The following is a 24,127-nucleotide window of genomic DNA, read 5'->3' on the forward strand; positions in this document are numbered from 1 at the left end:
TTCTTCCAGTTTTACTTCTAAAGAATACCAACCAATCATCAATTTCAGAATGCGCTTTCATTAAGATGATCAAGGTAAATTTGCCGCCGAACCATCGTGGATGATATTCAGTAAAAAGAGCATCCTAATTCAATGAAAAATGAAACACAATCATTTTGAAAAATTTTTTCACCCACCAAAAATACAAATGCTGTAACGAAGGAACTAATAGCGCCTTGACAAAGGAAAAAGTTATTGAAACAATAAATATAAAGTTAATTATGTGAAAATTGTTTTCTTAATAGGGAGAATAAACGACAGATTCTGCCAGTCGTATATTCAATTAATTAGTCCGCTGTTGTCATGAATTCAGCGTACTAAAAGAAGAATTGGGGGATTAACTTGTGAATGAAGATGGAACTAATCCGCATCGAAAATTTGAACTCGTAATTAAATCAATGGTTTCGCTTATTGGCGTCGCAATCCTTGCCGCCGGTGCAACATTATGCAAAATGGGTAATGTCGGCCTCGATCCGTTCACAGCACTTAATATTGGGGTATCAAACAAATTACATATGAGTCTGGGCTTATATCAGCTGCTCACGAATATCGTTATCATCATCTTCGTACTCTTGCTTGACCGAAAGAAAATCGGTATTGGTACTGTTTTTAACATGGTTTTTGCCGGTTTTATGATTGATTGGTTTTCAACACTCTACGGAACACTCTTCCACTACCAGCCAACCCTTCTGACCGCAATTGTCAATGGACTGCTCGGGTTGCTTTTATTTACACTTGGAACATCACTTTATATGACTGCAGATCTTGGTGTTGCTCCCTATGATGCGTTGGCGCCGATCGCTTCAACTCGTTTGCATATTAAATATAAATACTGCCGAATTGTTCAGGACCTTGCATTCATGATTGCAGCTTTAATCATGGCTGGACCGATTGGTCTCGCAACCATCATCATTTCATTCTTCGCCGGTCCGCTGATTACGTTCTGGGACCACAAATTCAGCGAAAAATTGATTGATTCAGTTGCTGATTTCAGCAGGGAGCCGTCCAGCAAGAAAATTGGACATGGGTTCGATGTTGCCGGAAAATCCACCTATAACTTTGTTAAAGACAGCTATTTCCATACGGTGGAAATTCAAAAGAAGCTTTCGCACTACTCCGACCAGGAACTGGAACAGAAACAAAAACAAGTGCGACAAACCGTCAGTCAAGCGCGAAGCATTCTGAAGGATTCTGTTATTCAGTTAGGTCTTCTGAGAAAAGAACAGCATCGACGAAAACAAGAGGAAAAAAGCAGTGAACATGAAAAGTAATTGACGACACGCATGTTTGCTCTAACGAATTATTTTTTTTCGTTTTTGATTAAGAAAGGAGTTTGCTTTTAATGAACGCACTCGTTTTAACGGAAAAAGAATGTCTGGAGCTTCAAAATCTTCCCGATGTTCCGCTCAAAAATCATGAAATCAAAGTTAAGGTAAGCTATGTCGGCATTTGCGGTACTGACAAGCACCTTTATAAAGGACTCCCAGGATCCGGGGATGCAAATATGCCGGTCGTGCTTGGCCATGAGATTTCCGGTGTGGTCGCTGATTTAGGTCCAGAGGTGCACAGCGCGCTGAAAATTGGCGACAGAGTTGCCATTGATCCGAATATTCCTTGCGGATTCTGTCACTATTGTCACGAAGGCCGTCCGCAGCTTTGTGAACATAATCAAGCAGTCGGCGTGACACGCCACGGTGGCATGGCCGAATTCGTGAATGTACCGGAAACGAATGTCTACCAAATTCCGGACAGTCTCAGCTTGAAGGCTGCAGCAATGGTTGAGCCGGTTAGTTGCGCTGTGCACGGACTCGATGAACTGGAGATTAAGTCTCATCAAACCGCACTGGTTATTGGCGACGGTTTTATTGGTCAGATTTTCACTGCGATGCTGGCAGCAAAAGGTTTGAAGAAAATTGCAGTCAGCGGCCGCAACCCCAAAAAAGTAGAATTGCTGAAACGGATCGGCGCCGACGAAGTTTTTAATCCGGAAAAAGTGGAGCACACTGAAACCTATGATGTTGTGATCGAATGTGTCGGTTTGCCGAAAACACAGGAGCAAGCGATTGCTTCAGCAAACCGAGGCGGTCAAGTCCTTATGTTTGGTGTTTCCGGACCCGACGATACCATCAACGTTAACTCCTATGACATCTTTTTTAAGGAATTGACCATTAAGGGTGCTTTTATCAATCCTCACGCCATGCAGGACGCGATTGAACTTATGGCAAGTGGGCAACTTGATGTTGAATCTCTGATTACCCATGACATGGAGCTTAAAGATATCCCGGATGTCCTAAGCGGCCGTATCCAGGAAAAAATCACTAAGGCTGTTGTGCAAATCAATAAATAATCGACAAGTGCGGATTCAGTCGTTTAAAAAAACGGATCAAAAAAAGCTGTCCATCGAATTGATGGGCAGCTTTTCCTACATTGTCACTTAATTATTGACCGCTTCTTTATCTTGATCCGTCACTCTCATTGATTGAGCAACCTTGATCATCATCGCGCATTCAATACGTTTGCGGAAAATGTCGCAGCTGAACTCGAAATTTCCGGTCAGTGATCCCGTCGCGTGAAGTGAGTTTGCCGGGCATCCGCCACTGCAATAGAGCTTCGCCCAACAGTCTTGGCATTCCGGTTTGGAATAGCAATTTGTTTCCTTAAATTCATCTTGAATTTCCGGAGTCTTCACGCCGTCCCAGATGTTGCCCATACTGTAGGCTTCATCGCCGACAAATTGATGGCAAGGGAACAATTCGCCCCATGGCGTGACTGCCATGTATTCCGTACCTGAACCGCAACCTGAAATACGCTTATGGATACATGGCCCTTCTGACAGATCAAGCATGTAATGGTAGAATATGAAGCCTCTGCCCTCTTCTTCGCGTTTAAGCATTTCTTTTGCGAGAAGTTCATATTGATCATAGATGACTGGGAGATCCTCTTCTTTAAGCGCATAGGGTTCTTTCGGATCACAAATCACCGGTTCCATCGACAGACGATCAAACCCAAGATCCGCCATATGGAAAAGATCATTAGTGAAATCAATGTTATTATGTGTAAACGTTCCACGCACATAATATTCCTTATCCCCGCGTTTCTTGACGAAATTCTGGAATTTAGGAACGATATAATCATAGCTTCCTTTTCCAGTGATCGTTTTGCGCAGCCGGTCATGTACTTCTTTGCGTCCGTCAAGGCTGAGAACGACATTGTGCATTTCCTTATTCAGAAAGTCAATGACTTCATCTTTGAGCAGCAAGCCGTTCGTAGTCAGCGTGAAACGGAAATGCTTGTTGCATTCCTCTTCTTTACTGCGCGCGTATGCGACAATCTGTTTCACAACTTTCCAGTTCATCAGGGGTTCGCCGCCGAAGAAATCCACGTCCAGATTGCGGTGAAAGCCGCAATTCTCAAGCAGAAAATCAATCGCCCGTTTACCGACTTCATAACTCATGATTGCCCGTGCACCATGATACTTTCCCTGGCTTGCGAAGCAATATTCACAAGTCAGATTGCAGGTGTGTGCAACGTTTAAGCACAACGCTTTGACATAGGTTTTTCTCTTCTTTAAATTAAAGGACAGATCCTTAAACTCATCTTCAGAGTATAGCTGACCATCTTTTTTGAGCTTCGCAACATCACTGATTGTTTCGCGAATGCTATCTTCCGTTACATCATCATGATCTGCATACTTATTCAGCATCCGAGCAACTATGGTTTCAGGTTTCGTATCCTCATAAAGTGCAATCACATCGTAAGCCAGATCATCGACAACATGCACCGATCCACTGTATGTGTCAAGGACAATATTGTATCCATTTAATTTATATTGATGAATCATGCAATCAGACTCCTTCTTGCAAAAAATTGCCGCCCATCTGCATAGAGCAGTTGGGCGGTACACAGTTTTCTTACTTATCGATTAGACGGTTCAGCACATTGCTGATTTGCAACACCGCAAGATGTTTTACATGCGGATTGGCAAGAAGTTTGGCATTCGCCGTGTCCGCCATGATTTGCTGATTCTCTCAGATTCATCGTGTTCAACGTTACGATTCTTTTCATCATAAATGACCCCTTTTCGTTGTCTTTTAAATAACCCGGATCCATGAGTTTCTGCTTGCATCATTACCCGATCTAGTCGCCACAGCACGGTTTCCACATCATCAACGTTCACAATCAAAAGTCAGTGAAAACCTACTTTTTTCAGTATACAAAAAGAAAATTAACTTTACTGTGATGTTTGACATTGAAAAGGAAGAAAGATGAAAAAAATAATGATTATTTTATACATTCCATAGGTTTCCGACGCTCAATCTGTTCACAGACTTCATTGACATGAATTAAGTCCCGCTCTACCCGATCCAACCGATCATGTGCATCCTTCAGCAATTCGATAAATGAACGATACTCCTGACTCATGAGTTAACCGCTCCTCTGCCATAATATTTTTCCCGTATTGAGAACTAGTCTTTTTTCCTTATTCGATAATCCAATCGTAACATTCATGCGTCCAAAGGACCTATTATGTCCATTATATTCACTTTATTAGGATAAAAGGCCTATAATTATTTACCGTTAAATAATAGTTATTATTAATAATCCGGAATCAATGACAGTTAATGGGAGTACGTTGGGAAAAGCCTCGAAAAAAACAAAATTTTAACGATTTATTTATACAATAAATGGAATAAAAGAACTATTGATATTGATAAATTGTACCGATCACTTTAAAATAAACACAATGGCATGGTTCTCAATACATCTTTAATGAATCTATGATGACAGCCCTGAGTTTCCACAGACCATACTGTATACGCAATGTATAGGTACTACAATCTAATCTTTTAATCTGAGCTATCCTATTTTTATTCCTAACGAAAAATACAATGTACTATATTCCGTGTAAGGTTTTGTCGTTTTTGAATGAGAATATAGTTTATTAAGTTCAACATAGAATAAACCCACCATGAACAACTACATTTCTAAGGCACATATCGAGACAAGTGAATCAATACCTCAAGTGCCGTTTTAATTCCAAAAGTACCCTTTATGCACAAATTGGCAAGACATACGTTTACACCTTAAATTGGACTGTATATTTCATGTCATAGGCTGATTTCTTTCTATTAGGGAATGACCAATTTAAATCAAACAGGAGGAGTTTAATGTGAAAAAAGGAATGATATGTTCACTATTAGCTGCTGTTATGCTGATTGCGGGTTTTTTAAGTGCGTGTTCAGATGGAGGTTCTACCAGTTCAAACATCTCAAAAGATTTATCATCCACTTCGACATCGACAGGTGCTTCACACTCACAAAAAAGCTCTGATCGGTCATCAATTACAAAAACAGAATTCAATAAAATTAAAGATGGGATGACTTATAAAGAGGTTGCCACCATTGTAGGCAGCAATGGTGAAGTCATGAGTGAAGCTGGAGAAAAAGGTGATCCTGCACATACAGTCATTTACTCATGGAACGGAGATAAAGGATGGGGTGCCAATGCCAATGTAACTTTTCAAAACAATAAAGTAATAAACAAAGCGCAATTTGGTGTCGATTCCGGATCCAGTGCAAAAATAACAATGAAAAAATTTGATCAAGTAAAAAATGGTATGACATACGATCAAATTAAATCAATTATTGGTGGGGACGGGGCAAAAGATTCTGAAAGTGGTACAGAGGGATCTGCTGATTATACGGTTATTTACAGCTTTCAAGGATCTAATTTAGGAAGCAATGCCACATTCATGTTTCAAGGTGGAAAACTAATTAATAAGGCGCAAGCAGGATTAAAGTAAGATGTTTACTCATTTTTGAGTTTACATATAAAAAAGTTACTGGGGGAATTTATTATGGCAATAAAAAGCACTACCGGACGTGTACCGGAGATGGTCTTGGGGATTATCGGGGGTGTATTTGGAATTATCGCTGGTATATTAGCCATGTCTATAGGTTCATTAGCAGGAGCATTTGGACAAGGTGGATCCGATGTTATTGGATTGGGTCTTGGATGTATGTTTGTTTCCGTTCTTGCAATTATATTTTCATGTATCATCAACAAAAATCGCATCCTATTTGGTGTGCTTATTTTGGTTTGTGGAATTTTGAATATCATATTCGTCAGCATGTTTGGCATTCTGAGCGGCCTATTGATTATTATCGCCGGCATACTTGCCCTAGTTAGAAAATAATTTGTTGAAAAGCCGCTTCAGCGGCTTTTCTTTTACACATTATCAGCAGGCGAGCGTTTGGGATAAGCAGGATAAGATTATTTGAGATAATATTAAGCTATTGAGAGGTCTTTTTGTCAGCACACAAAGTGAATTTGAGTCTGAATGTCTGCATTATAAAATTAAAAATATACAAAAAAAAGCCTTAACTATCAAGGCTTTTCGGTATGTCCCAGAAGGGATTCGAACCCATGACCCACGGCTTAGAAGGCCGTTGCTCTATCCAGCTGAGCTACTGGGACAAAATTAAGTTTTTTTAATGACGACCTATATTATTTTAGAGAATATGACAGGATCTGTCAATGGCTGATGAAAAATAATTAAAACTCGACTTTTCTACTGTTTATCAGTTTACCATTTTTTGAATCACCTGCAAAAAAGTAAAATTTAAAGGAGCGTTTTAGAGTGAAACGGAATGCTGAGTTTATTCTATCTTTAATTGGTTCAATACTGTCAACCATTGTTTGGCTCTTTCTGTGCATTGTTATTATCGCAACAGCAGCGGCTTATACCGGCTCAGCAGATGATGATGCGTCAATTACCATTTTTTTAATAGGCAATATCATTAGCTTACCTATAATTGTTTTTGCCTGGTTATCTACATTTAAAGTAAGAGAGGCCTCATCCGGGTGGAGCATTTATTTAATAGTCGGCGGTTCAATTTTTATCTTCTCTCCATTCTTTGTTTCTGGTGTTTTATTTCTCATCGCCGGTATTTTGTCCGTCACACATAAGACACCTACAACTCATTCAATTTCCGAATAACGATTTGTCCGTTTGTGTCCAAAATAATTCACTTTTTCTTTTTCTGATTTTTTCATCAATATGGGTTGACTCTTTTCCTGTTGGTATTATAATGGGCATTACAAAAAAGATAGAGATACAAACAAAACAGAAAAGAAGGCGTTTAGGATGTTGTTTACGAAAGATGATTTATCAGAAAAGCTGTACAATGCATTGAGCAAAAATCAACCGCTTGCGTGGAAGGATGTCGATCATTCCGATTTGACGCTTGAGCGCGCCTATGACGTGCAGCACGCATTTAACGAAAAAAAAGGTGATCCGGTCAAGGGGTACAAAATCAGCTTGACAAGCAAACAGACACAAGATATGTTCCATTCGGACTCTCCGCTCTATGGACAAATCGTTGCCTCCAGCGTCTTGAAGGATGGTGCAGAGGTTGATCTTAGTACATTGAATGAACCGTTGCTCGAACTTGAATTGGAATTCACCGCTCTGGACGATTTGTCTCCTGAAGATGATGAGCAAGCCTTGCTCGATAAAACCGAAGTTGCGCCTGGTATCGAAGTCCCCGATTCACGCTTCAAAGATTGGTTTCCTGTATTGCCTCTCGAACTCGTTATCTCAGACAGCGCCGTTTGCGGTCGGGTTGTTGTTGGCAAAGCTGCATCGAAACCGTCCGTTGAAGCATTGGCAGATGTAAAATCGACAGTTACCTTGAACGGAAAACCATTGACGTCAGGCGTTTCCTCAGAAGTGCTGGGTAATCCGCTGCACGCTTTGAAATGGCTGGTGCAGAAATTAGATCAAGAAAGTAAGAAGATAACTAAAGGCACGACCGTTTCAACCGGCACCTTCTGTTTGCCGAAGAAATTGGAAAAAGGAACTTATGTTGCGACGTTCGACCATAACCTTGGCAGCGTCACACTACATGTAAAATAAGTTGATATATTGTTAAAAAACGGTCGGATCCTGTGCTTAGGACTCGGCCGTTTTATTTTTTTGATGCGCAGTACTATATGAACCGCACATTATCTCTATTTTCGTCCTTTTGAATTTTGAAAGTTATGTTAAAACATTTGCTCTGTTCGGTTGAACTTTTTATTCGTTAGGTAGAACTTCTTTTCTTCGGTTCAACTTTCGCTCTCTTAGGTTGAACTTTCCATCCGTTAGGTGGAACTTTAGTCGTACTTTTTCTGAATCATTCCTTCGATTTAGTCACCAGATGGATCCTGTGTGTAAAAATCATAAGCTTTATTAAGGTGCAGTTCAAAATTTGCGAGCACCTTTTTCGCATGCAAGCTGGACAGGTTGAACGCTTGCCATGAACGATCCTCGTTCAATTCCTTTTTGCGTTCGTATAAATAGTTTTCTGTCTTAGCACGCACCGCCTCATCCTTTGCCTGAAGCAATCCGGTAAGCTGAGGAATAGCACTGTCAGAAAGTGAAGATAAGTAACCCACATCAATTTTTCCTGTCTGCTCATAGCGTTCTATGTTCCATTTAGTGATCAGCACGTCACTATTGATGTAGTTGATCAATACGAAAGCGGCAATCGCAGTAAGCAAATAGTATTTAAACAGCTTGACGCGCGTATTCCAGATTCTGTACAGCGTAAAAATGAACAGGATAAAGAGTACTATCATAAACGCATGAGTCAGTACGCGAAGATAAGTAAATCCATACATCTGCTCATATAAATACATGCGGATAAACGCAGAGCCGAGCATAATCAACGTACAGCCGACAAGCAATGATTCAAGAGCCTGAAGCGTTTGATCCATGATTTTGCCACTTTTTTTCGTCCAATAAACGAGTGCGAGTAAGATGCTGAAATTGATCAATGTTACAAGGACAAGCTCAAAGAATCCGCGGCGCGCGTATTCCGCATAGGTAAATGGTTTGGGGAGTTCAAGCGAAAAGCCGCCGAACAGATATGAAAATTGAATCAACGTGAAAAATACATAGATTGCGTTAATAATGCTCAAGATTGTGGCAGCAATAACTTGGTCAAAACTATTTGTTAAACTTACATAGTCCTCGGGTTGCCGGAACGTGGTTAACGGCCTTTGTTTCGTGATTAAGCTCCAAATATAGCTGAATGAACACAATGCGATCACTGTCGCAAAAATAAATCGAGGCATAAATTGATCAAGATTAATCGCTGCGAATACCTCTGGAATCGACCCTAGAAAATAGCTGAATACCTCATCTGCAGAAGCAAGCAGAGTAACAACGATAACAACGAGCGGAACCGCAATCAGCACCCCGATAAATACTTTGGTCAACGGACTGCTTTTCCTAGCGGACAATCCTCTGTTCAAACGTCTCGCAACCAAGCGGAACGGCAGAAAAAGAAAAGCAAACGGCCGATAAAAGAATCCAAGAAATACATCGCCGATGAACTTAGCAGAGTCCCAAGCGAATTTGGAGCGTCCTGCGGCGAGAGTGGTTTGCATTACAATCAATACCGATATCGCCAAAATATTTAATGCATTGAAAACCATATTTGAGAAAATCAAGTAAGTTAGTGACAGTAGAATAATCGGTATCATTAAGAACCAGGCGAAATCCCTGCGTACCGTCACAAGGTTGCGCGTATTCCATAGAAATACGCTGTAAAATGCAAAAACGAATAATGGAATTGAAATACCGGGAAGCTGTTCAAAGAAGAACCAGTTGGCCAAAATGCCGAGCAGCACAGTACAAAGTAAAAGTCTGCTGCTCCTATTATGTAGCATGGGACGATCACTTCGTTCATATAGTCTATTTGCTGTTGAAAAGTCTTCCATTACCTGACACCTCTTTTAATTAGTAATCAAAGCTGTTACGCGCGATACGTCTTTTTTTACGTTTCGTCCGCTTCATAAGCCAGCAGCTCGCCGGGCTGACAGTCGAGCGCTTTGCAGATCGCCTCAAGCGTGGAAAAACGGATCGCCTTTGCTTTATTGTTTTTCAAAATAGATAGATTTGCAGGTGTGATCTGTACCTTTGCTGCAAGTTCGGTCGCGCTCATTTTTTTCTTTGCCATAACGACATCAAGATTTACAACTATAGCCATCCTTCGCACCTCTATACTGTTAAATCATTTTCTTCTTTGACAACCACGGCCTGCCTGAAAACCTCTGCAAGGATGATGGAGAAGAATCCCGCGATAATAAAAATCATTGCAATGATAATTGTGAAAAAAGAATTGAAGCACACAACCTTAACCACATAGCAGAATGAAATAATAAAAGAAGCCATCGCGATTCGTCTCAGGCTGTGTACATTATCCATCATGAACGGATTGTGTCTGTTTAATGTCTTAAAAATCCGTCCGACTTCATACACAATCTGCAGAGCAAAAATACCCGTGACATAAAGAAAAATAAGTAAAAACCAATAATTGCGGTTCGTCTCATAGCTCAATTGATTCATATACCAATTGACCGACCATGGAAGACTTAAGAGTATGCCGATCCCTCCAAGAAAAATCAGATCAAGCATGTGCTTGACATAACCCGAAAGCCCTTTTTCATCAAGAATAACCATTCTCATTCACCTCTCATCTGATTTCCAAAATGATTATAGCATAAGAATTATTGAATAACAGCATTTATTTATTGTTTTTCGATAATTAATTTCCGTTTAAAGATAACTAACACAACTTAGGCACAAAAAAAACGGTGCAGCTAAAGTTCGCACCGATCGAAATTCATGATTATTTTATTGTAATGAGAACATAAATAGTGGCATCAAATGAGGTATTAGCTGATGCTCCCTCAATTGTGAGATTTTGAAAAACCACCTTTATTTTTGCCTTATCGTTCTCTTTTTCGAAAGACATCTGATCAACAGCTACCGTATCTGTTCCCTCAATTTTTTTACTTTTTTCTACGTGATTAATCATTGGGGCAAGCGGTGCGGATAGAATAACTCGTTCTTTCGAATCAGTAATTTGAATGGCACCGTATTTCGCATTAGGATCAAAGGACACCTGATAGGTCGATCCGCCTACCGACATCCTGCTTATCGAAAAGTCGCTCTTTCTCCCCGATTTACTGATTGAAAGACTCGCTAAATGATCATAACCGGTAATACCCACTGCATGATTCGTGCCGATGTCATAGCTTTGGTAATCGCTCTTAGCATAGGGCGAGAATCCAAAGGTTTTTTCAAAATCAGTTGAGAAGTCGAAGTTCTTCGGTAAATAGGACAAGCGTTGGAGTGCGCCAATCTGATCAAGATAGTTGATCGAACGAGCAATGGCTTCCTGATCCTTTCGATCTATATTTGGATTCGAATGAATTTGTTGATTCCGAATCATTTGATTGTGCTCAAGAACCGTGTAAAGTTGAGAAGTCTGACTGATCCGGCTGACCGTAAACGCGTCAATTGGCGGCGTCACTGCGATTACGGAGCAAACAATCGCGAGAACGGCGATATATCCCTTATTTTTCAGCGATGAGATACTTAAAAGGACGCCGCTTACTGCCGCATAAAGACAGAAAAGCAAGACAAGGTAACGCGTATGCGTCATTCCTTGATTTAAAACAATGATCAAAGTCGACACAAACTGGAAAAGGGCTACAGGGATCAGTAGTTTAGGGGCCAAGTTGCGAAAAAGCACTGTAAACCGATTCAGTAAGCTATTCGATAAAATATAGATCATCAGCACCGCGATACAGTAAGACAAAATGAGCGGTTCGAGCAAATTTTCATTCCAATCGCTGAGCACCATGGTTTTAATCATATAGATGAGCAGTACAAGACTGTATATTGCCGCTACTGGGATCATGACATAAGAAATCAGCACATCAAGGAATTTGGGAACTTTTGCTGCACGTTCGATTTCCGCTGAGTTCTCACGAAATACGGGAATCAGAGATAGAAAGAGTGTTGGTGCCCCCACCGTCCACAGAATGACCCCCGTATATGAATACGGTCGTGATCCGATTTGAACGAGCAGCGTATCCACGGCAACAAGAATCAGCAAGATGCCGCCATAAAGGATTGTGGAGAAAAAGAGTGAAATAAATACGGATTTAAATAAAATCATAAAGTTTGCATAGTAAGAACTGCCTCCTCTAAGTGAGGGAAGCCAAGCAAAAGCAATAAAAAGTCCAAAAACAACGATACTCGTTCGCGTAATCACGATTGTGCTGAAAGCCGGATCATGGCGAATCAAAAGAAAATTAAGAAAAGTGAGCAACGCTGCTCCTGCCATTGGCAATATGCATGTCCGCCATGAATGCGCATATCGCTCGACAGATACTTGAGCTGCACTAAATGCAAGCGCAGCAAAAATCAACGTAACAATCACGCTACCATATTCATGACCGGACTCAATGGTCATGCACTGCATCACTGCAAGAACAATAAGCAGCAGAAAGGTTATCGGAAATCTTACAATCGTTGCATTCAAACCTGTCAGTCGCCTTGTCATCGCAACGAGCATTTTCATAATGATCACCCCTGTGGGCTATTCTGTGTTCCAACGTTCTATTTACGAAAACAAACGCTGAGCAGCTTCATTTAAACACGATTATCTGCAAAGATAAGCAAGGTTTGATTGAAAAAATGGACGCCTTCCGGCTTGCATTGGACAAAATAAAGGGTGTAAACTATATATATGAAAGCGCTAACATTTTAACTTAGGGAGCGTGACAGAGATATGATGATACTAGGTGTGTTTGGAACGGTTTGCGTTATTATTCCGGTCGTTGGTGCTGTAATTTGGGATCGCTATCATACCCGTGTTCAATAAAAATGGGTTATCCCAAACCAGATAGAGATTTTTCCCCAATAAAAACGAATCGCTCATGCCTGCTTCCTGCAGACATGAGCTTTTATTTATTCGAGCAAATGTGTTGTTTATTGGTTCAATTAATTGTGATAAACCCTAACCTTGATCTTCTTTCTTCCCCACTTAATCGCTTGTTTTCTTGTTTTATAGTGAACATCGATGACTTTTCCTTTAATTCGTCCGCCTACATCTCTTGCGATCGCATATCCATAGCCTGGTACATATACTTTTGATCCAAGCGGAATGACGCGAGGATCAACGGCAATTGCTTTTGCCGTCGGATATTTTTTATAATTAAAACCTGTTGCGGTTCGTCCAAGCTCACAGTATGAAGTCGCGCTGACCGTAATATTTTTATATTTTGATTTTGCTGTCGCAGCATTCTCCGGAATTCCGGCCAACAGAACAGCGATCATGGCGATTAACAAAATGATTTTTTTCATGTTCAACATCCTTTGTTTTCCGTCTGACTATAAATTTACCAATTTTATATAACAGCCATGTATCATAACTGTTCTCGTTTGATTACAGCCACATAACAAATTGATTGCTCTTTTTAGGAAGGTATATAACAAATTCTGTTTACTTACTGATAGCTGTCAGAAAAACGGCGATATAGTCATATACTCTCCTTATGGGAATCATGGGAGGCATGAACATGTTGACTCAACTTGAGAAACTGGTAGGCAACACATTTAAACCGCATGAGCTTGATGAACTTTGTGCACGGATAACCGGTGGACAGCGAGAATTTCGACGCTTATATTGGGAAGATATTGTTGGCTTGGAAAATATGTCCTATCAAACAAAATCCGGAATTACCTATGTCATTGAATTTAATCTGTATAAAGATGACGGGGAGTTCGATAGTGTTCTTGAGGTCAGTGATGTTGAAGAGCTGGATCGTACAGCACCTCCTGCGAATTACCATAAGCTGTACATAATTCTTTTCGGCATTATCATTATTTCTGTAGCTGTTTACTACTTATTCTCCCTATTTCATTAGATGATGATTTAACGTAATTTGCACAAACAAGCAAACAGTGTCTTAAATGAGCGAAGGTTGCTTCCTGCGCTTGCTTGGTTCATAATAATTAACAACATGATCTGCTGGAAACTATTGCTGATTGACAAGCTGTTATTAGTCCAATCATTTTTGCCGAGCTGCCAATCTTAAAGATACGGCAGCATTTTGTTTATCTTCTGTGATTGATTATTTGGAGGTTTTTAAAATTCAATTGGAACCAACACGTATTGTAAGGCTCCCTTTTGTCACTGACTTGAAGTGTGATCAATTAATTCCCTCAAAAATAAATGATCGGAATCATTTTTATCCCTATGCCATTCATGATAACGAACGTATTTTTTCAGGAACGTTCGCTCTCAATAACCGTGACGTTGCTCTTGTCGATTACATTGGCATTAAGAACTTCAACATATGGATTATCGAACCGCGCCGCATGTTTATCGAGGGAGACCGTGTCATCGTACAAATGAACGATCGACGTCTTTTTGCCGGAAAGTCGAAACTTCTGACCGATCGTTCATTGATTTTAAGGGATAATGAAGACATTAATTGTGACGTGCTTGATTTTGCTGATGTCCTTTTCATCGGGCGATTTGCTCGCGGCATCAGTACACTGTGAACCGCATCTCGCATCTCTGTCTGTTCGAAAATGAAAAAAATATTCTTTCAATCATTAGATAAACCAAAGCCTCCAAAAGTTAGCATTGTGGTCCAACTTTTGGAGGTCAGTTCATTCTAGAGCTTTCAGTTTATATTAATGAACGAAACGATGTGATTAATTTTCGTAATGGAAGGCTTGCTCACGTATGAATGGATAGGTTTTAATCGAATGAGCGTCCAAGTCTTCATGAAACAAATGAATGGCTGTAATCTGCCGGTTATCATATCCATGATAATAGAAAGTACCCGATTCAATGCACATTGCAGAAGTATAGATGGTCACATCCTCTAAACCGTCCGGAGTCACAACAGCTCCCTTTGGAAGATCGCATGTTGATAAAATGTGAAAGAGTCCGTTGATACCATCACGTTCCGTTTCGATACCAGTAATATTATTTTTCCAGTAGGCGGCACGCACAAATCGAGACGGTGGTGTGAAATCTCCGGGCAAACCGACTGATCCAGAACCTTGGCCGAATGCAGACAATTCCAATCCTTCCCATCGAACAGGTTGCAGCTGGTTCGTCTGTAATCCGATATATTGTCTCAGATTGGTTAAATGCCACGAAAAATCAGGACTGTTTGTCATGACACCAGCCGGATTGTCATAGACTTTAATCGTCTTTTCCAGTGGCTCGACAACAATACTTTTGCCCGTCTTGTCAGATAGAATCCAGTGAAGCGGCGGGATAACACCCATCTGTTCAACCAGAAAGTCTACAAATGTGACATGAGCAAGTGCCTCTTTTAGTTCTGTAATGCTGCCGAATTGGGACAAGCTCCAGAGCACAAAATCATGAGGGGCAACTGCCTCCATTCCCTGACCACGCACAGCATTGTAAGATGCAAAACCCGAGAAATAGAGTGTTGCGCAAGTCAAGCCGGCCTCATTCATACCGTCTGCGTACACAACAAAATCGTCTGAAACCGATGCCATTCCGATTATTCCGTACTTAGTTTTTATACGATTTCCAGAAGCTGCAGACATCCAAGAATAATTTCTCGGCATAATGGTGACCGTCTGACCCAGATCCATTGCAAAGTCCATCGTTCTGCCAAACAGGTGATGCCCATCCGTTGTTTCAAGTGTCAAACTTGTACACATTTCAAGCTCCCCCTCACAATGCTATTGATTTTTTCAGTATAGCATACCATTATGGTCATTTGGGAACCTTGAAATCCTATCATCTAACACTTTTCAGATGCTTAATGATCGGAAGCAACGACTCATTTCTTTGTTCAAAATAACCACGCATCGGATTGATCCCTTTAGAAATACGTTCCAGTACCGTCGCAATCGTAAATAATTCAATACGGAGCGCATCATTTACTTCATCCCAAAACAATGGAGCTGCTACGGTTGCGCCTTCCTTGCCTCTGGGAGAGTAGGGACAGATGATTGTCTTTCCTTCTGCATGCTGAACATAATCGATATAAAGCCGACCGCCCCGATACTTTTTCAATCGCTCGGTTGTAAAGTGTTCCGGTGACTGACTCACGAGAAGATCGGAAATGAATTTAGTGAACAATCGCGTGTCTGAATAGCTGAGCCCAAGTCCTGAAATGGGAATATGGATCTGAATCCCTCTGCTTCCTGACAATTTTGGGAAGCTGACAATGGAAAGACGCTCGAAAAGCACGGACATCGCTACTGCTGCCTTAATTGCCAGCGGGAACGCCGAGCGATCAGGTGGATCTAGGTCAAAAATAATTTCTTTCGGTTGTTCCTCTCCTGCCTGTTGAAAAGGAATATGATATTCAACAGCGAGTTGATTGCCAAGCCAGACCAGAGTTGTCGCGTCGTGACACACAATGTAGCGAGTCCCGTCCTCTTCATAAGTACGAATGAATTCGGGTGCATAATCCGGACAATTTTTTTGAAAAAAAGACGTTCCGGGAACACCATGCGGAAAGCGGATAACGGTTAACGCACGATCAGATAAAAACGGCAACATCATCGGCGCCGCTCTATTTAAATAGTCGATGAATTGTTGTTTATTTATTAATGGATGCTGCCATATCGGCTTCTCCGGATGGGTAATCTGGATGCTGCGATCCAACAAAATCGATTCCGCTGTTTTCATTCATTCATCTCCTCAATCCTGCATTGTTCGGGACTTACATGAACAAAAGCCTGTATGCTCGGCTGTCTGAGTACCCCGCTAGCTGTCCATTCCTGATACGCAACCTTGACAGTAAGCTGAGGCTGCATCCATTGTGCTTCCGCACTTCGGTCCACTCGATTAACAAACGGATTCTCTTCTCGTCTCAATCGGTTGGCGAGCACAGTAACCAATTTCCAATCTTCTTCTGTTAATTTACCTGTCCCCACATGTCCAATATAAACAAAATGTCTTCCTGAATCATACAATCCGAGAAGCAGAGCATTAACTGTACCCGATCTTTTGGTTACTCCTCCAACAATTGCGATTAAATCACGTGTCACTTTAATTTTTCGCCAATTTTCATTTTTACCGTTAATAAGGTATGTGCTGTTTTGTTCTTTTGAAACAATGCCTTCCATGTGCCGCGCCTTTACAGATGCAAACAGTGACTCACCATCTTTAAACATCGGCACAAGTTGAACTTGATCACTCACCGGCAGCCATTTCTTCAACAGTTCTATGCGTTCACAAAGTGATCGCTCATTAACCCATTCTCCATTACAGAAAATCAAATCGAAGACCATATAAAAGACAGGAACGGCATGCATCAGCATTGGAATACGTGACTGATTGTGCACGCTGTCCCTCTTCATGACCTCGTGAAAAGATGGCTTTCCATGAGAATCCAACGCAATAACTTCCCCATCCAGGATGAATGAATTCGCCTTCGTGTTTTGACGAATGATATCAAGTTCAGGATAGTTTTTCGTTCGTTCATTTTTTCTTCGGTTAAACAGTCGCAGTTCATGTCCATCGTAATAAGTTAAGATGCGTATGCCGTCCCATTTCACTTGATGAATCCAATTCACTCCGGTTGGAATTTCCGTTTCACGAATCGGTTCGAAGGGTACAATTGGTTGAAGATTCATCGTTTAGACCGTCTTTTTCCGGCGTGCGGTTGTTTTTCTTTTTGGTTTGGTTTCCTTTACACTTGCTTCAAGTGCGGAAAGCAAGTCGACGACATTCGGTTGTTGCGCACGACCTTTCTTCTGTTTTGCAGGCATCCCTGAAACCTTGTCTTCAATTAATTTTTCCAGCTTTAATCGGTAGTCGTCTTTATAATGCTCCGGTTGAAAAACAGTTGTCAGCTGATCAATCAACTGATTCGCAATCATCATTTCTTTCGGTGCATTATCTGTCTTCAGGTCACCGAGGCCGGGAACCTCACTGACACTGCGGACCTCATCCGGGTAATACAATGTTTCAAGCAGCATTCCGTTCTCAAAGCTGCGGATTGCAGCAAGATGCTGTTTTGAGCGAATGATAATATTAGCAATCGCGATTTTATTTGAATCCTGAATAGCCTGCTTCAATAAAGAAAACGCGCGCAAACCATTACCACTGTCCGGACCAATGAAATAGGATTTTTCGTAATATATGGGGTCAATTTCATCTAATTTCACAAAATTAATTATTTCTACATGCTTGTCTCCGTCCTCTTGGAGATCATTTAGTTCCTGTTCGCTGATTGGTACAAACTGCCCCGGCGAATATTCGTATCCTTTAATTATTGCTTCATTCTCGACTGCTTTTCCGCATTTCGAACAGGTACGTGTATAATTAATCGGTGCCATACACTCCTTATGCAGCATTCGTAAGCGAACGTCTTTATTTTCGGTCGCTGTATATAATTTGACGGGAATATAGACGAGCCCAAACTGTATGGAGCCTTTCCACATTGTTCGCATCTTGTTCACCTCGGCATTAGTATGTGCGCGTGAGCAATCCAATAACTGCGAACTGACTATTTTCATTATTTTTACAGAAAAAGGGCAGAAAAAAAGCCTCTCAAATTATTGAGAAGCGAAAAAAGGATGTTACATATCAGAAACAGAAGGCAATTCATATTATATAACTTGGAATAAAATAAGCACAAGTTTTTTGTTTTTAAAAAATCACCCAAAAATTTTTAAATGAACAGCAACCAAGTGCAGAAACAAAAAAAAGGATCTTTCTCAAGATCCTAAAAGGGGGGTTATTACTTTCACGAGTTACAAGTTTAGCATAACAGAGAATGAACAAAAATTCTACAAATTTGCAAATATTTTATTATAATAATGTTTTTTCTTTATTATTTGTTTTTTCCCAATGCTGTAGCTCTTGCTGCACTCCTGCCTTTTCTCTAATTGTTACAATCAAACAAATAGAGCTTACCAGAACGCAATCATCAGGCTGATGACAATGACCCAAAATGGTATGCAGATCACCATTGCCCATAACGCACCTTTAAAAAAATTACCCTCCATGTCCATCACCTCGTTACTCCGAATCAAGAATGACCTTCATCGGCAGTATGTCCGTAACGACAACATGAGATACGATTTTACCCAATTTATTCAAAAGGTGCAAAAAAGGCGATTTGGCTCGTTCATATCCCCATTCAAAAGACTTGAACCAACATAATATGTATTATCAGGCAAAAAGTTCATGATGTCTGATAACCGCCATATGAGTGCCCCTCCTCATCACTCCCTAAACGCAGCGGTGTCGCTTCCGCGACAAAAAGAGAGCCGGACTGGATATCCGACTCTCTTTTCTATTGATCACATTTATTTCTTCAGCTTAAACGATTGGGAAAATGCGTCAACCGGCTTGCCGTCAAACGTATAATAAGTGGCTTGAGCAGTCTTTTGTTCATTATCATAATCAAAAATAACGAATGTTCCTTCTTGATAATTACGCGGAAGCCGCAAACTTCCGGGATTAATCACAATCATACCGTCCTTTTGGAATGCACCGGCAAAATGTGTGTGACCAAAACAAACAACATTCGCCTTCACTTCAAGTCCACGGTAGCATAGTCGTGCGGGAGATTGGCGGACGCCGAGCAAATGCCCATGCGCAACAAGAAAGGTCAATCCACCAATCTTTTTCACACATTCATTAGGATAAGCACCAGGATAATCACAGTTTCCTTCAACAGCTGCTGCAAAGCCTTCCATTTCCGGACAATCCGGCTGCAGTTCGGAATCGCCGCAATGGATCATAAAATCGACCTTGCTTGCATAGCGTTGCTTCAACTCAGCTAATTCATGAGTAAAACCGTGGGTATCACTGACAATTAAACACTTCATTCAGTGTCACCAACCCAGCTTGTCCATCGTTCTTGCAACTGCTTCAATGCACGAGCACGATGGCTGATCTTGTTCTTCTCATCATCGCCCATTTGTGCAAAGGTCAATTGCCGTTCCGGAATCAGGAATAGCGGATCATAACCGAACCCATCTTCTCCGCGTCGTTCCATTGTGATGAATCCGTCACAGCGGCCTTCGGCAAAGTGAGTCGGTTGGCCGGGCTTGCTGATTGCGAGTACACAGACAAAATGTGCTGTTCGCTCGCTTTCAGGCACGCCTGCAAGTTTTTTCAACAACAGATCAATATTATGCTCACTGTTCTTATCCAGACCTGCGTAGCGTGCGGAAAAAATCCCCGGTTCGCCGTTTAACGCATCGACACACAGCCCTGAATCATCTGCCAAGGTGATCATGCCTGTCTCTTGAGATAATGCTTCCGCTTTTAATGCAGCATTCTCACGAAATGTTGTTCCAGTTTCCGGTACATCCGTGTGAATATCCATATCTTTTAAAGAAAAAACTTCTGCATCGAATTCAGCAAGCAGTGCTTTAAATTCTTTTATTTTTCCTGGATTATTTGAGGCAATCAATACTTTAATCACTTATTTGTTCCCACCTTTTGTTCGACAACTAAATCGCCAAGAATGGTTTTTTCTGCTTCAATCAATTCATGGATTCCTTTTTTTGCAAGTGAAAGCAGTTTCGCCAATTCCTCTTCACTAAAGGTCGCTTCCTCGCCGGTTCCTTGAATTTCAATAAATTCGTCGCGACCGTTCATGACAATGTTCATATCAACATCAGTAGTCGAATCTTCTTTATAACAGAGATCCAATAACGGACCATAGATCGGATGGATGCCCACCGAGGTCGCTGCAAGATAGGATCTGATCGGCATATGGCTGATCTGCTTCCGTTCAAGTGCATGTCTGAATGCCAGTACCGCCGCGACAAAAGCACCTGTAATGGACGCGGTACGCGTACCTCCGTCCGCTTGGATGACATCGCAATCAATCCACAATGTGCGTTCGCCCATCGCCTCAAGATCGACAACGGAACGCAGCGCGCGGCCAATCAAACGCTGAATTTCCATGGTTCTGCCGGTCACTTTTCCTTTAGTAGATTCACGCATATTGCGCTCAGGCGTGGCGCGAGGAAGCATCGCATACTCTGCGGTAACCCACCCTTTTTTATGCCCACGCAAAAAAGGCGGCACGCGGTCTTCAATGCTCGCATTGCAAATCACTTTTGTTTTGCCTACCGAAATAAGTACCGAACCTTCTGGATGAATAATAAAATCCGGTTGAATTTGAATAGACCTTAGTTCGTCGCTTGCTCTGCCGTCTGGTCTCATTACTTCAATTGCCCCCGTGTCCATTATTAGGGCTCCTTTTTTAGCAATCAGCTTTGTTAAAGGATCTCGTTGTTCATACTATTATTGACTCATTCAGTGCAAATGAGCCAATAAACAACCTCATCGTTTAATCACCTAGTGCAAAAAAGAAGAGAAGCCCTGTCTGCTCCTCTTACTATACCATATTTTCATTAATTAAATTACAGGCCGGTCGCATCAACCCAATCGCGAGAAACCGCTCCGGATAATGTTTTCCCGGATTCCAAAGTCATCTTTGTCGCATGCCCTACTTGTATCGACACCTTTTGAATCGCTGGGTCCCCTGTAAGTGTGAGAACAAGACTGCGAACGACTTGATCATTGATTGTCTTCGCCTTTTTATTATCATAAATAGCACTGTTAAAATGGAGATATACCGTTCCATTCTTGATTTGCGGTTTTTCAGTCAACTGAATATCGGGGTTCATCGGTGAAATGAGTGCCCCTGCCGCCGGTTCGTGAATGAGTGCATTGACGAGGCCGGTTACGCGATCCGAACCGACAGTCCCACGAACTGTTACCGGAACATCGTAGGTTTTTCCTTTGTTGGCAGCCATATAATAGACCGTAAGCGGTTCACTGCCGCTGACATCAGCCACATCGCCGGTGACTTGATTAATCCCGTCCGCACGTGTAAGTCCTCTGCCAACTACATTTTTAGTTGACGGCCATGCTTCCATTGCTTTGCCGTCAACTGTGATTGTCACTGATTTTACAGCCTGAAATTGAGTGAGCGTCCAGACAATAGACTGAATGGCTTGCCTCTGACTCGCTGCGGGTGTATCAAGCAGGTCCTTAGAAAAATCAGCTGTTGCATTACCCCTTTGATCTGTAGATACATTCTTTACTTCCGTCCCCGAAGGCAGTGTTGCCTGAAATCCGTTTGGTAACAAGTTGGAGACCGGTCCGTCAGCAACCAAATAGTTTAATACCTGCTTTGTCACCGCATTTGTTTTCGGCAAACCGACCATTTGTGGGACAACAAATCCATTGGCATCAGTTAAATACAAGACTCTTTCAGTAAATTCCTGATGCTTGCTGGTTTTAACCAAATCGGACTTGCTGTTTACATACTTAACGCTATCCGGTTCACGATCAGCCATGCCGCCGCAACCTGCAAGCAGCGCCATCGATACTGCAAGACAAGCGCCAGCCAAAACGAATGATGTTCGACGATACATAATGTACCCTCCTCGTAAATCCCTATGGGTTGTACTAACATGTATACGAGCCATCCAATCGAATAGACCTTTGTTTTTTTGAAAAGCTGTTTTTCTTAATTCTGAAACTAAGGTTTCATTCTTATTATTTAAACAATGAGAAAATTACACCAAATAATGATATACTTTTGTATAAAATAGTGATTTTTTTACATACCTGCTTGTATCACGTGGAGGTGTTTCCCCTGATCCTTTTTAAAAGAAAGCAGCAGCACAATGAAATCCATTCACAAAATCATTCAAACAACCGTAATTCAATGGGCAGAATACAAGTGGCTGCCGATCAGCTGAAAGGCGTTGTCGAACAGCTGAAGCTCGCTGCAGAGGCTTTGAACGAGTCCTCTAGTTCAAGCCAAACCAGTGTTTCAGAGTTCAAAAGACATACAACGCATACTGCTGAAAGCGCAGCGCAAGTTAATGAACAAATGCATGTAATTCAAAACTCCGCACAAACAATACTTTCAATTGTGAGCAGTGTGCAAGCAGACAGCGAGCAGGCTTATCAAGATCTTGGTTCTTCTTTAGAAGCGGTCAGCGGATTAGAAAAGACCATGTCAGGCATCTTAAATGGTCATCGCGAGCTTATGAGTCAAATGAATGAGCTTGTCGCACATTCAAGAAAAATAGACCAAGTCTTCCAATTGATCGGTTCCATCTCCGAAGAAACGAATATTCTTTCGCTAAACGCTGCTATTGAGGCTGCCCGGGCAGGCGAAGCAGGAAAAGGATTTTCCGTTGTCGCGTCTGAAATTCGCAAACTTTCTTCTGAAACGCAGCAAGCGGTGCACGACACAAAACAGACCACACAACTGATACAGAAGGAAATCAGTCGATCGACTGAACGTGTCAATAAGGAAACAGCCGAAATTGACAAAGGATCAGAAAAATTGCAGCACATTGTCGCAAACTTAAGCGACTTTAAAGAAAAATTGGAGACGATCATGCTCGGCAGCAAGGAATCTGCAGCTTCTGTTAATGAACAAACAGGAAGCATCTCCACAATTTCTGATCTAATTAATCAAATTTCAGCAATGACACAGACGAATCAAGCGCTTGCAGAAACAGTTGAACAAGACGTGTCGAACCAATTCACCAGCATTGATCAAATGCTGGCATTGAACAAACTGCTAATTGGCACCTCAAATGAGCTTCATAACTCGATTCAACAGGATGAACGTATGGCCATTCAAATCAACGCAAATCAACTGAAATCGATGAAGCAGTCAATCCTGCAATTCAGTGAGGAACACCCGCTCGCGCCTATTGAACCTGCACAGCATAAAAGGATCCTGAGCATTCTTAAGGAAAGTTATCCCGAACTTGAAGCGGTCTGGTCGAATTTTCCCGACGGTTCGTTTGTTTATTCAGAGCCGGCAGCTGCTCTTGCAAACGCAGGTGCGCGAACTTGGTTTGTGGAGGCAATGAAGGGTTCGCCATATGTGTCAAAACCTTATTATTCTGCGATTACAAAGCAGCCTTGCGTTACGTTGTCCTTTCCTATTTTCCAATCCGGACAAGTAATCGGTGTTTTTGGAACAGATTTAACGGTTCATTGAAATGGTGTAACATAAGAAAAACCGAGCAAAAAGCGCCCGGTCTTTAATCTCCAGCCATGTGTGATTGGTTTGTGTCTTTACGGTGCTGAATCATCGCTCCGGTTGCTCGCATCAACTGAGCGCGACCGCGGGCGCACCGCGAGCCTCCTCAGACAAGCAGAAATCTGCGGGGTCTCGCTGGCACCTGATCCTGCAGGCGTCTCGCACCTTTGCTTTGATTCTCGGCCAAGAC

Annotated in this window: 25 protein-coding genes and 1 tRNA gene; 9 read left to right on the top strand and 17 right to left on the bottom strand. The window is 41.6% G+C overall.

Annotated features, from left to right (window positions below; translation table 11 throughout):
* Window positions 1-383: 383 nt before the first annotated feature.
* Complete coding sequence (locus AC1MBV_RS12415) at window positions 384-1,310, top strand: YczE/YyaS/YitT family protein (RefSeq protein WP_255745623.1); 927 nt, start codon at window positions 384-386, stop codon at window positions 1,308-1,310.
* Window positions 1,311-1,381: 71 nt separating this feature from the next.
* Entirely contained in the window at window positions 1,382-2,386 is a 1,005-nt protein-coding gene (locus AC1MBV_RS12420) for a zinc-dependent alcohol dehydrogenase family protein (protein ID WP_255745625.1), read from the top strand.
* 87 nt (window positions 2,387-2,473) lie between these two features.
* Here the strand turns inward: AC1MBV_RS12420 and scfB are convergent, their stop codons facing one another.
* From scfB to AC1MBV_RS12435, 3 genes are all read right to left on the bottom strand, one after another.
* Window positions 2,474-3,880, bottom strand: a complete 1,407-nt coding sequence (scfB, locus tag AC1MBV_RS12425; RefSeq protein WP_255745626.1) for a thioether cross-link-forming SCIFF peptide maturase — start codon at window positions 3,878-3,880, stop codon at window positions 2,474-2,476.
* 74 nt (window positions 3,881-3,954) lie between these two features.
* Window positions 3,955-4,104: a six-cysteine ranthipeptide SCIFF gene (scfA, locus tag AC1MBV_RS12430; RefSeq protein ID WP_255745628.1), complete on the bottom strand. Its 150-nt coding sequence runs from the start codon at window positions 4,102-4,104 to the stop codon at window positions 3,955-3,957.
* 216 nt (window positions 4,105-4,320) lie between these two features.
* Window positions 4,321-4,461: a hypothetical protein gene (locus AC1MBV_RS12435; protein WP_255745630.1), complete on the bottom strand. Its 141-nt coding sequence runs from the start codon at window positions 4,459-4,461 to the stop codon at window positions 4,321-4,323.
* A 748-nt stretch (window positions 4,462-5,209) separates the two neighbouring features.
* Between AC1MBV_RS12435 and AC1MBV_RS12440 the strand changes: the two genes are divergently transcribed.
* On the top strand, window positions 5,210-5,842 hold the full coding sequence (locus AC1MBV_RS12440) for a DUF3862 domain-containing protein (protein ID WP_255745632.1): 633 nt from the start codon (window positions 5,210-5,212) through the stop codon (window positions 5,840-5,842).
* A gap of 54 nt (window positions 5,843-5,896) precedes the next feature.
* Complete coding sequence (locus tag AC1MBV_RS12445) at window positions 5,897-6,235, top strand: DUF4064 domain-containing protein (RefSeq protein ID WP_255745634.1); 339 nt, start codon at window positions 5,897-5,899, stop codon at window positions 6,233-6,235.
* Between the two features lie 207 nt (window positions 6,236-6,442).
* On the opposite strand, the gene AC1MBV_RS12450 is transcribed toward AC1MBV_RS12445, so the two are convergent.
* Window positions 6,443-6,516 (bottom strand) — tRNA-Arg (locus AC1MBV_RS12450).
* A 163-nt stretch (window positions 6,517-6,679) separates the two neighbouring features.
* Here AC1MBV_RS12450 and AC1MBV_RS12455 point away from each other — a divergent pair.
* Both AC1MBV_RS12455 and AC1MBV_RS12460 read left to right on the top strand, forming a co-directional pair.
* Window positions 6,680-7,039 (top strand): hypothetical protein, encoded by a 360-nt coding sequence (locus AC1MBV_RS12455; protein WP_255745637.1) that lies wholly within the window; start codon window positions 6,680-6,682, stop codon window positions 7,037-7,039.
* Window positions 7,040-7,186: 147 nt separating this feature from the next.
* Window positions 7,187-7,957, top strand: a complete 771-nt coding sequence (locus tag AC1MBV_RS12460; RefSeq protein WP_480948399.1) for a 2-keto-4-pentenoate hydratase — start codon at window positions 7,187-7,189, stop codon at window positions 7,955-7,957.
* 272 nt (window positions 7,958-8,229) lie between these two features.
* On the opposite strand, the gene AC1MBV_RS12465 is transcribed toward AC1MBV_RS12460, so the two are convergent.
* The 5 genes from AC1MBV_RS12465 to AC1MBV_RS12485 form a co-directional block, all read right to left on the bottom strand.
* Complete coding sequence (locus tag AC1MBV_RS12465; RefSeq protein WP_480948400.1) at window positions 8,230-9,807, bottom strand: DUF4153 domain-containing protein; 1,578 nt, start codon at window positions 9,805-9,807, stop codon at window positions 8,230-8,232.
* A gap of 56 nt (window positions 9,808-9,863) precedes the next feature.
* On the bottom strand, window positions 9,864-10,076 hold the full coding sequence (locus AC1MBV_RS12470) for a helix-turn-helix domain-containing protein (protein ID WP_255745642.1): 213 nt from the start codon (window positions 10,074-10,076) through the stop codon (window positions 9,864-9,866).
* Window positions 10,077-10,087: 11 nt separating this feature from the next.
* Entirely contained in the window at window positions 10,088-10,555 is a 468-nt protein-coding gene (locus AC1MBV_RS12475; protein ID WP_480948401.1) for a DUF2975 domain-containing protein, read from the bottom strand.
* A gap of 163 nt (window positions 10,556-10,718) precedes the next feature.
* On the bottom strand, window positions 10,719-12,461 hold the full coding sequence (locus AC1MBV_RS12480) for a DUF4153 domain-containing protein (RefSeq protein WP_480948402.1): 1,743 nt from the start codon (window positions 12,459-12,461) through the stop codon (window positions 10,719-10,721).
* A gap of 422 nt (window positions 12,462-12,883) precedes the next feature.
* Window positions 12,884-13,246: a 3D domain-containing protein gene (locus AC1MBV_RS12485; protein ID WP_255745646.1), complete on the bottom strand. Its 363-nt coding sequence runs from the start codon at window positions 13,244-13,246 to the stop codon at window positions 12,884-12,886.
* Window positions 13,247-13,461: 215 nt separating this feature from the next.
* Here AC1MBV_RS12485 and AC1MBV_RS12490 point away from each other — a divergent pair, with 215 nt between their 5' ends.
* Together AC1MBV_RS12490 and AC1MBV_RS12495 are read left to right on the top strand one after the other, a co-directional pair.
* Window positions 13,462-13,809 (top strand): hypothetical protein, encoded by a 348-nt coding sequence (locus AC1MBV_RS12490; RefSeq protein WP_480948403.1) that lies wholly within the window; start codon window positions 13,462-13,464, stop codon window positions 13,807-13,809.
* A 199-nt stretch (window positions 13,810-14,008) separates the two neighbouring features.
* Window positions 14,009-14,449: a hypothetical protein gene (locus AC1MBV_RS12495; protein ID WP_480948404.1), complete on the top strand. Its 441-nt coding sequence runs from the start codon at window positions 14,009-14,011 to the stop codon at window positions 14,447-14,449.
* A 156-nt stretch (window positions 14,450-14,605) separates the two neighbouring features.
* Here the strand turns inward: AC1MBV_RS12495 and bsh are convergent, their stop codons facing one another.
* The 8 genes from bsh to AC1MBV_RS12535 form a co-directional block, all read right to left on the bottom strand.
* Window positions 14,606-15,595, bottom strand: a complete 990-nt coding sequence (gene bsh, locus AC1MBV_RS12500; protein ID WP_255745649.1) for a choloylglycine hydrolase — start codon at window positions 15,593-15,595, stop codon at window positions 14,606-14,608.
* 79 nt (window positions 15,596-15,674) lie between these two features.
* The gene (ligD, locus tag AC1MBV_RS12505; protein ID WP_255745650.1) at window positions 15,675-16,574 is read right to left on the bottom strand and encodes a non-homologous end-joining DNA ligase; all 900 of its coding nucleotides are present in this window, start codon (window positions 16,572-16,574) and stop codon (window positions 15,675-15,677) included.
* Window positions 16,571-17,524: an ATP-dependent DNA ligase gene (locus AC1MBV_RS12510; RefSeq protein WP_480948405.1), complete on the bottom strand. Its 954-nt coding sequence runs from the start codon at window positions 17,522-17,524 to the stop codon at window positions 16,571-16,573. The genes ligD and AC1MBV_RS12510 overlap by 4 nt, the downstream gene beginning before the upstream one ends.
* A 3-nt stretch (window positions 17,525-17,527) precedes the next feature.
* Entirely contained in the window at window positions 17,528-18,343 is an 816-nt protein-coding gene (gene ku, locus AC1MBV_RS12515; protein ID WP_480948406.1) for a non-homologous end joining protein Ku, read from the bottom strand.
* An 861-nt stretch (window positions 18,344-19,204) separates the two neighbouring features.
* Window positions 19,205-19,729 (bottom strand): metallophosphoesterase family protein, encoded by a 525-nt coding sequence (locus AC1MBV_RS12520; RefSeq protein ID WP_480948407.1) that lies wholly within the window; start codon window positions 19,727-19,729, stop codon window positions 19,205-19,207.
* Complete coding sequence (locus AC1MBV_RS12525; RefSeq protein WP_480948408.1) at window positions 19,726-20,331, bottom strand: XTP/dITP diphosphatase; 606 nt, start codon at window positions 20,329-20,331, stop codon at window positions 19,726-19,728. Before AC1MBV_RS12525 ends, AC1MBV_RS12520 begins: the two co-directional genes overlap by 4 nt.
* The gene (gene rph, locus AC1MBV_RS12530; RefSeq protein ID WP_255745997.1) at window positions 20,328-21,080 is read right to left on the bottom strand and encodes a ribonuclease PH; all 753 of its coding nucleotides are present in this window, start codon (window positions 21,078-21,080) and stop codon (window positions 20,328-20,330) included. Before rph ends, AC1MBV_RS12525 begins: the two co-directional genes overlap by 4 nt.
* 200 nt (window positions 21,081-21,280) lie before the next feature.
* The gene (locus AC1MBV_RS12535; protein WP_255745656.1) at window positions 21,281-22,300 is read right to left on the bottom strand and encodes a GerMN domain-containing protein; all 1,020 of its coding nucleotides are present in this window, start codon (window positions 22,298-22,300) and stop codon (window positions 21,281-21,283) included.
* A 209-nt stretch (window positions 22,301-22,509) separates the two neighbouring features.
* Between AC1MBV_RS12535 and AC1MBV_RS12540 the strand changes: the two genes are divergently transcribed.
* A complete protein-coding gene (locus AC1MBV_RS12540) occupies window positions 22,510-23,895 on the top strand; it encodes a methyl-accepting chemotaxis protein (protein WP_480948409.1) in 1,386 nt (461 codons plus the stop codon).
* Window positions 23,896-24,127: the final 232 nt, after the last annotated feature.

The sequence above is a fragment of the Sporolactobacillus sp. PKPK-6 genome, from assembly GCF_056678885.1.

What these genes read in the sequence shown, in the direction of transcription:
- ligD (WP_255745650.1), bottom strand. Translation starts at nt 16,574, where the DNA reads ATGAAAACAGCGGAATCGATTTTGTTGGATCGCAGCATCCAGATTACC.
- AC1MBV_RS12490 (WP_480948403.1), top strand. Translation starts at nt 13,462, where the DNA reads ATGTTGACTCAACTTGAGAAACTGGTAGGCAACACATTTAAACCGCAT.
- AC1MBV_RS12480 (WP_480948402.1), bottom strand. Translation starts at nt 12,461, where the DNA reads ATGAAAATGCTCGTTGCGATGACAAGGCGACTGACAGGTTTGAATGCA.
- scfA (WP_255745628.1), bottom strand. Translation starts at nt 4,104, where the DNA reads ATGAAAAGAATCGTAACGTTGAACACGATGAATCTGAGAGAATCAGCA.
- AC1MBV_RS12485 (WP_255745646.1), bottom strand. Translation starts at nt 13,246, where the DNA reads ATGAAAAAAATCATTTTGTTAATCGCCATGATCGCTGTTCTGTTGGCC.
- AC1MBV_RS12510 (WP_480948405.1), bottom strand. Translation starts at nt 17,524, where the DNA reads ATGAATCTTCAACCAATTGTACCCTTCGAACCGATTCGTGAAACGGAA.
- AC1MBV_RS12520 (WP_480948407.1), bottom strand. Translation starts at nt 19,729, where the DNA reads ATGAAGTGTTTAATTGTCAGTGATACCCACGGTTTTACTCATGAATTA.
- AC1MBV_RS12535 (WP_255745656.1), bottom strand. Translation starts at nt 22,300, where the DNA reads ATGTATCGTCGAACATCATTCGTTTTGGCTGGCGCTTGTCTTGCAGTA.
- AC1MBV_RS12465 (WP_480948400.1), bottom strand. Translation starts at nt 9,807, where the DNA reads ATGGAAGACTTTTCAACAGCAAATAGACTATATGAACGAAGTGATCGT.
- AC1MBV_RS12435 (WP_255745630.1), bottom strand. Translation starts at nt 4,461, where the DNA reads ATGAGTCAGGAGTATCGTTCATTTATCGAATTGCTGAAGGATGCACAT.
- rph (WP_255745997.1), bottom strand. Translation starts at nt 21,080, where the DNA reads ATGAGACCAGACGGCAGAGCAAGCGACGAACTAAGGTCTATTCAAATT.
- AC1MBV_RS12445 (WP_255745634.1), top strand. Translation starts at nt 5,897, where the DNA reads ATGGCAATAAAAAGCACTACCGGACGTGTACCGGAGATGGTCTTGGGG.
- AC1MBV_RS12470 (WP_255745642.1), bottom strand. Translation starts at nt 10,076, where the DNA reads ATGGCTATAGTTGTAAATCTTGATGTCGTTATGGCAAAGAAAAAAATG.
- AC1MBV_RS12475 (WP_480948401.1), bottom strand. Translation starts at nt 10,555, where the DNA reads ATGAGAATGGTTATTCTTGATGAAAAAGGGCTTTCGGGTTATGTCAAG.
- AC1MBV_RS12420 (WP_255745625.1), top strand. Translation starts at nt 1,382, where the DNA reads ATGAACGCACTCGTTTTAACGGAAAAAGAATGTCTGGAGCTTCAAAAT.
- scfB (WP_255745626.1), bottom strand. Translation starts at nt 3,880, where the DNA reads ATGATTCATCAATATAAATTAAATGGATACAATATTGTCCTTGACACA.
- AC1MBV_RS12460 (WP_480948399.1), top strand. Translation starts at nt 7,187, where the DNA reads ATGTTGTTTACGAAAGATGATTTATCAGAAAAGCTGTACAATGCATTG.
- bsh (WP_255745649.1), bottom strand. Translation starts at nt 15,595, where the DNA reads ATGTGTACAAGTTTGACACTTGAAACAACGGATGGGCATCACCTGTTT.
- ku (WP_480948406.1), bottom strand. Translation starts at nt 18,343, where the DNA reads ATGCGAACAATGTGGAAAGGCTCCATACAGTTTGGGCTCGTCTATATT.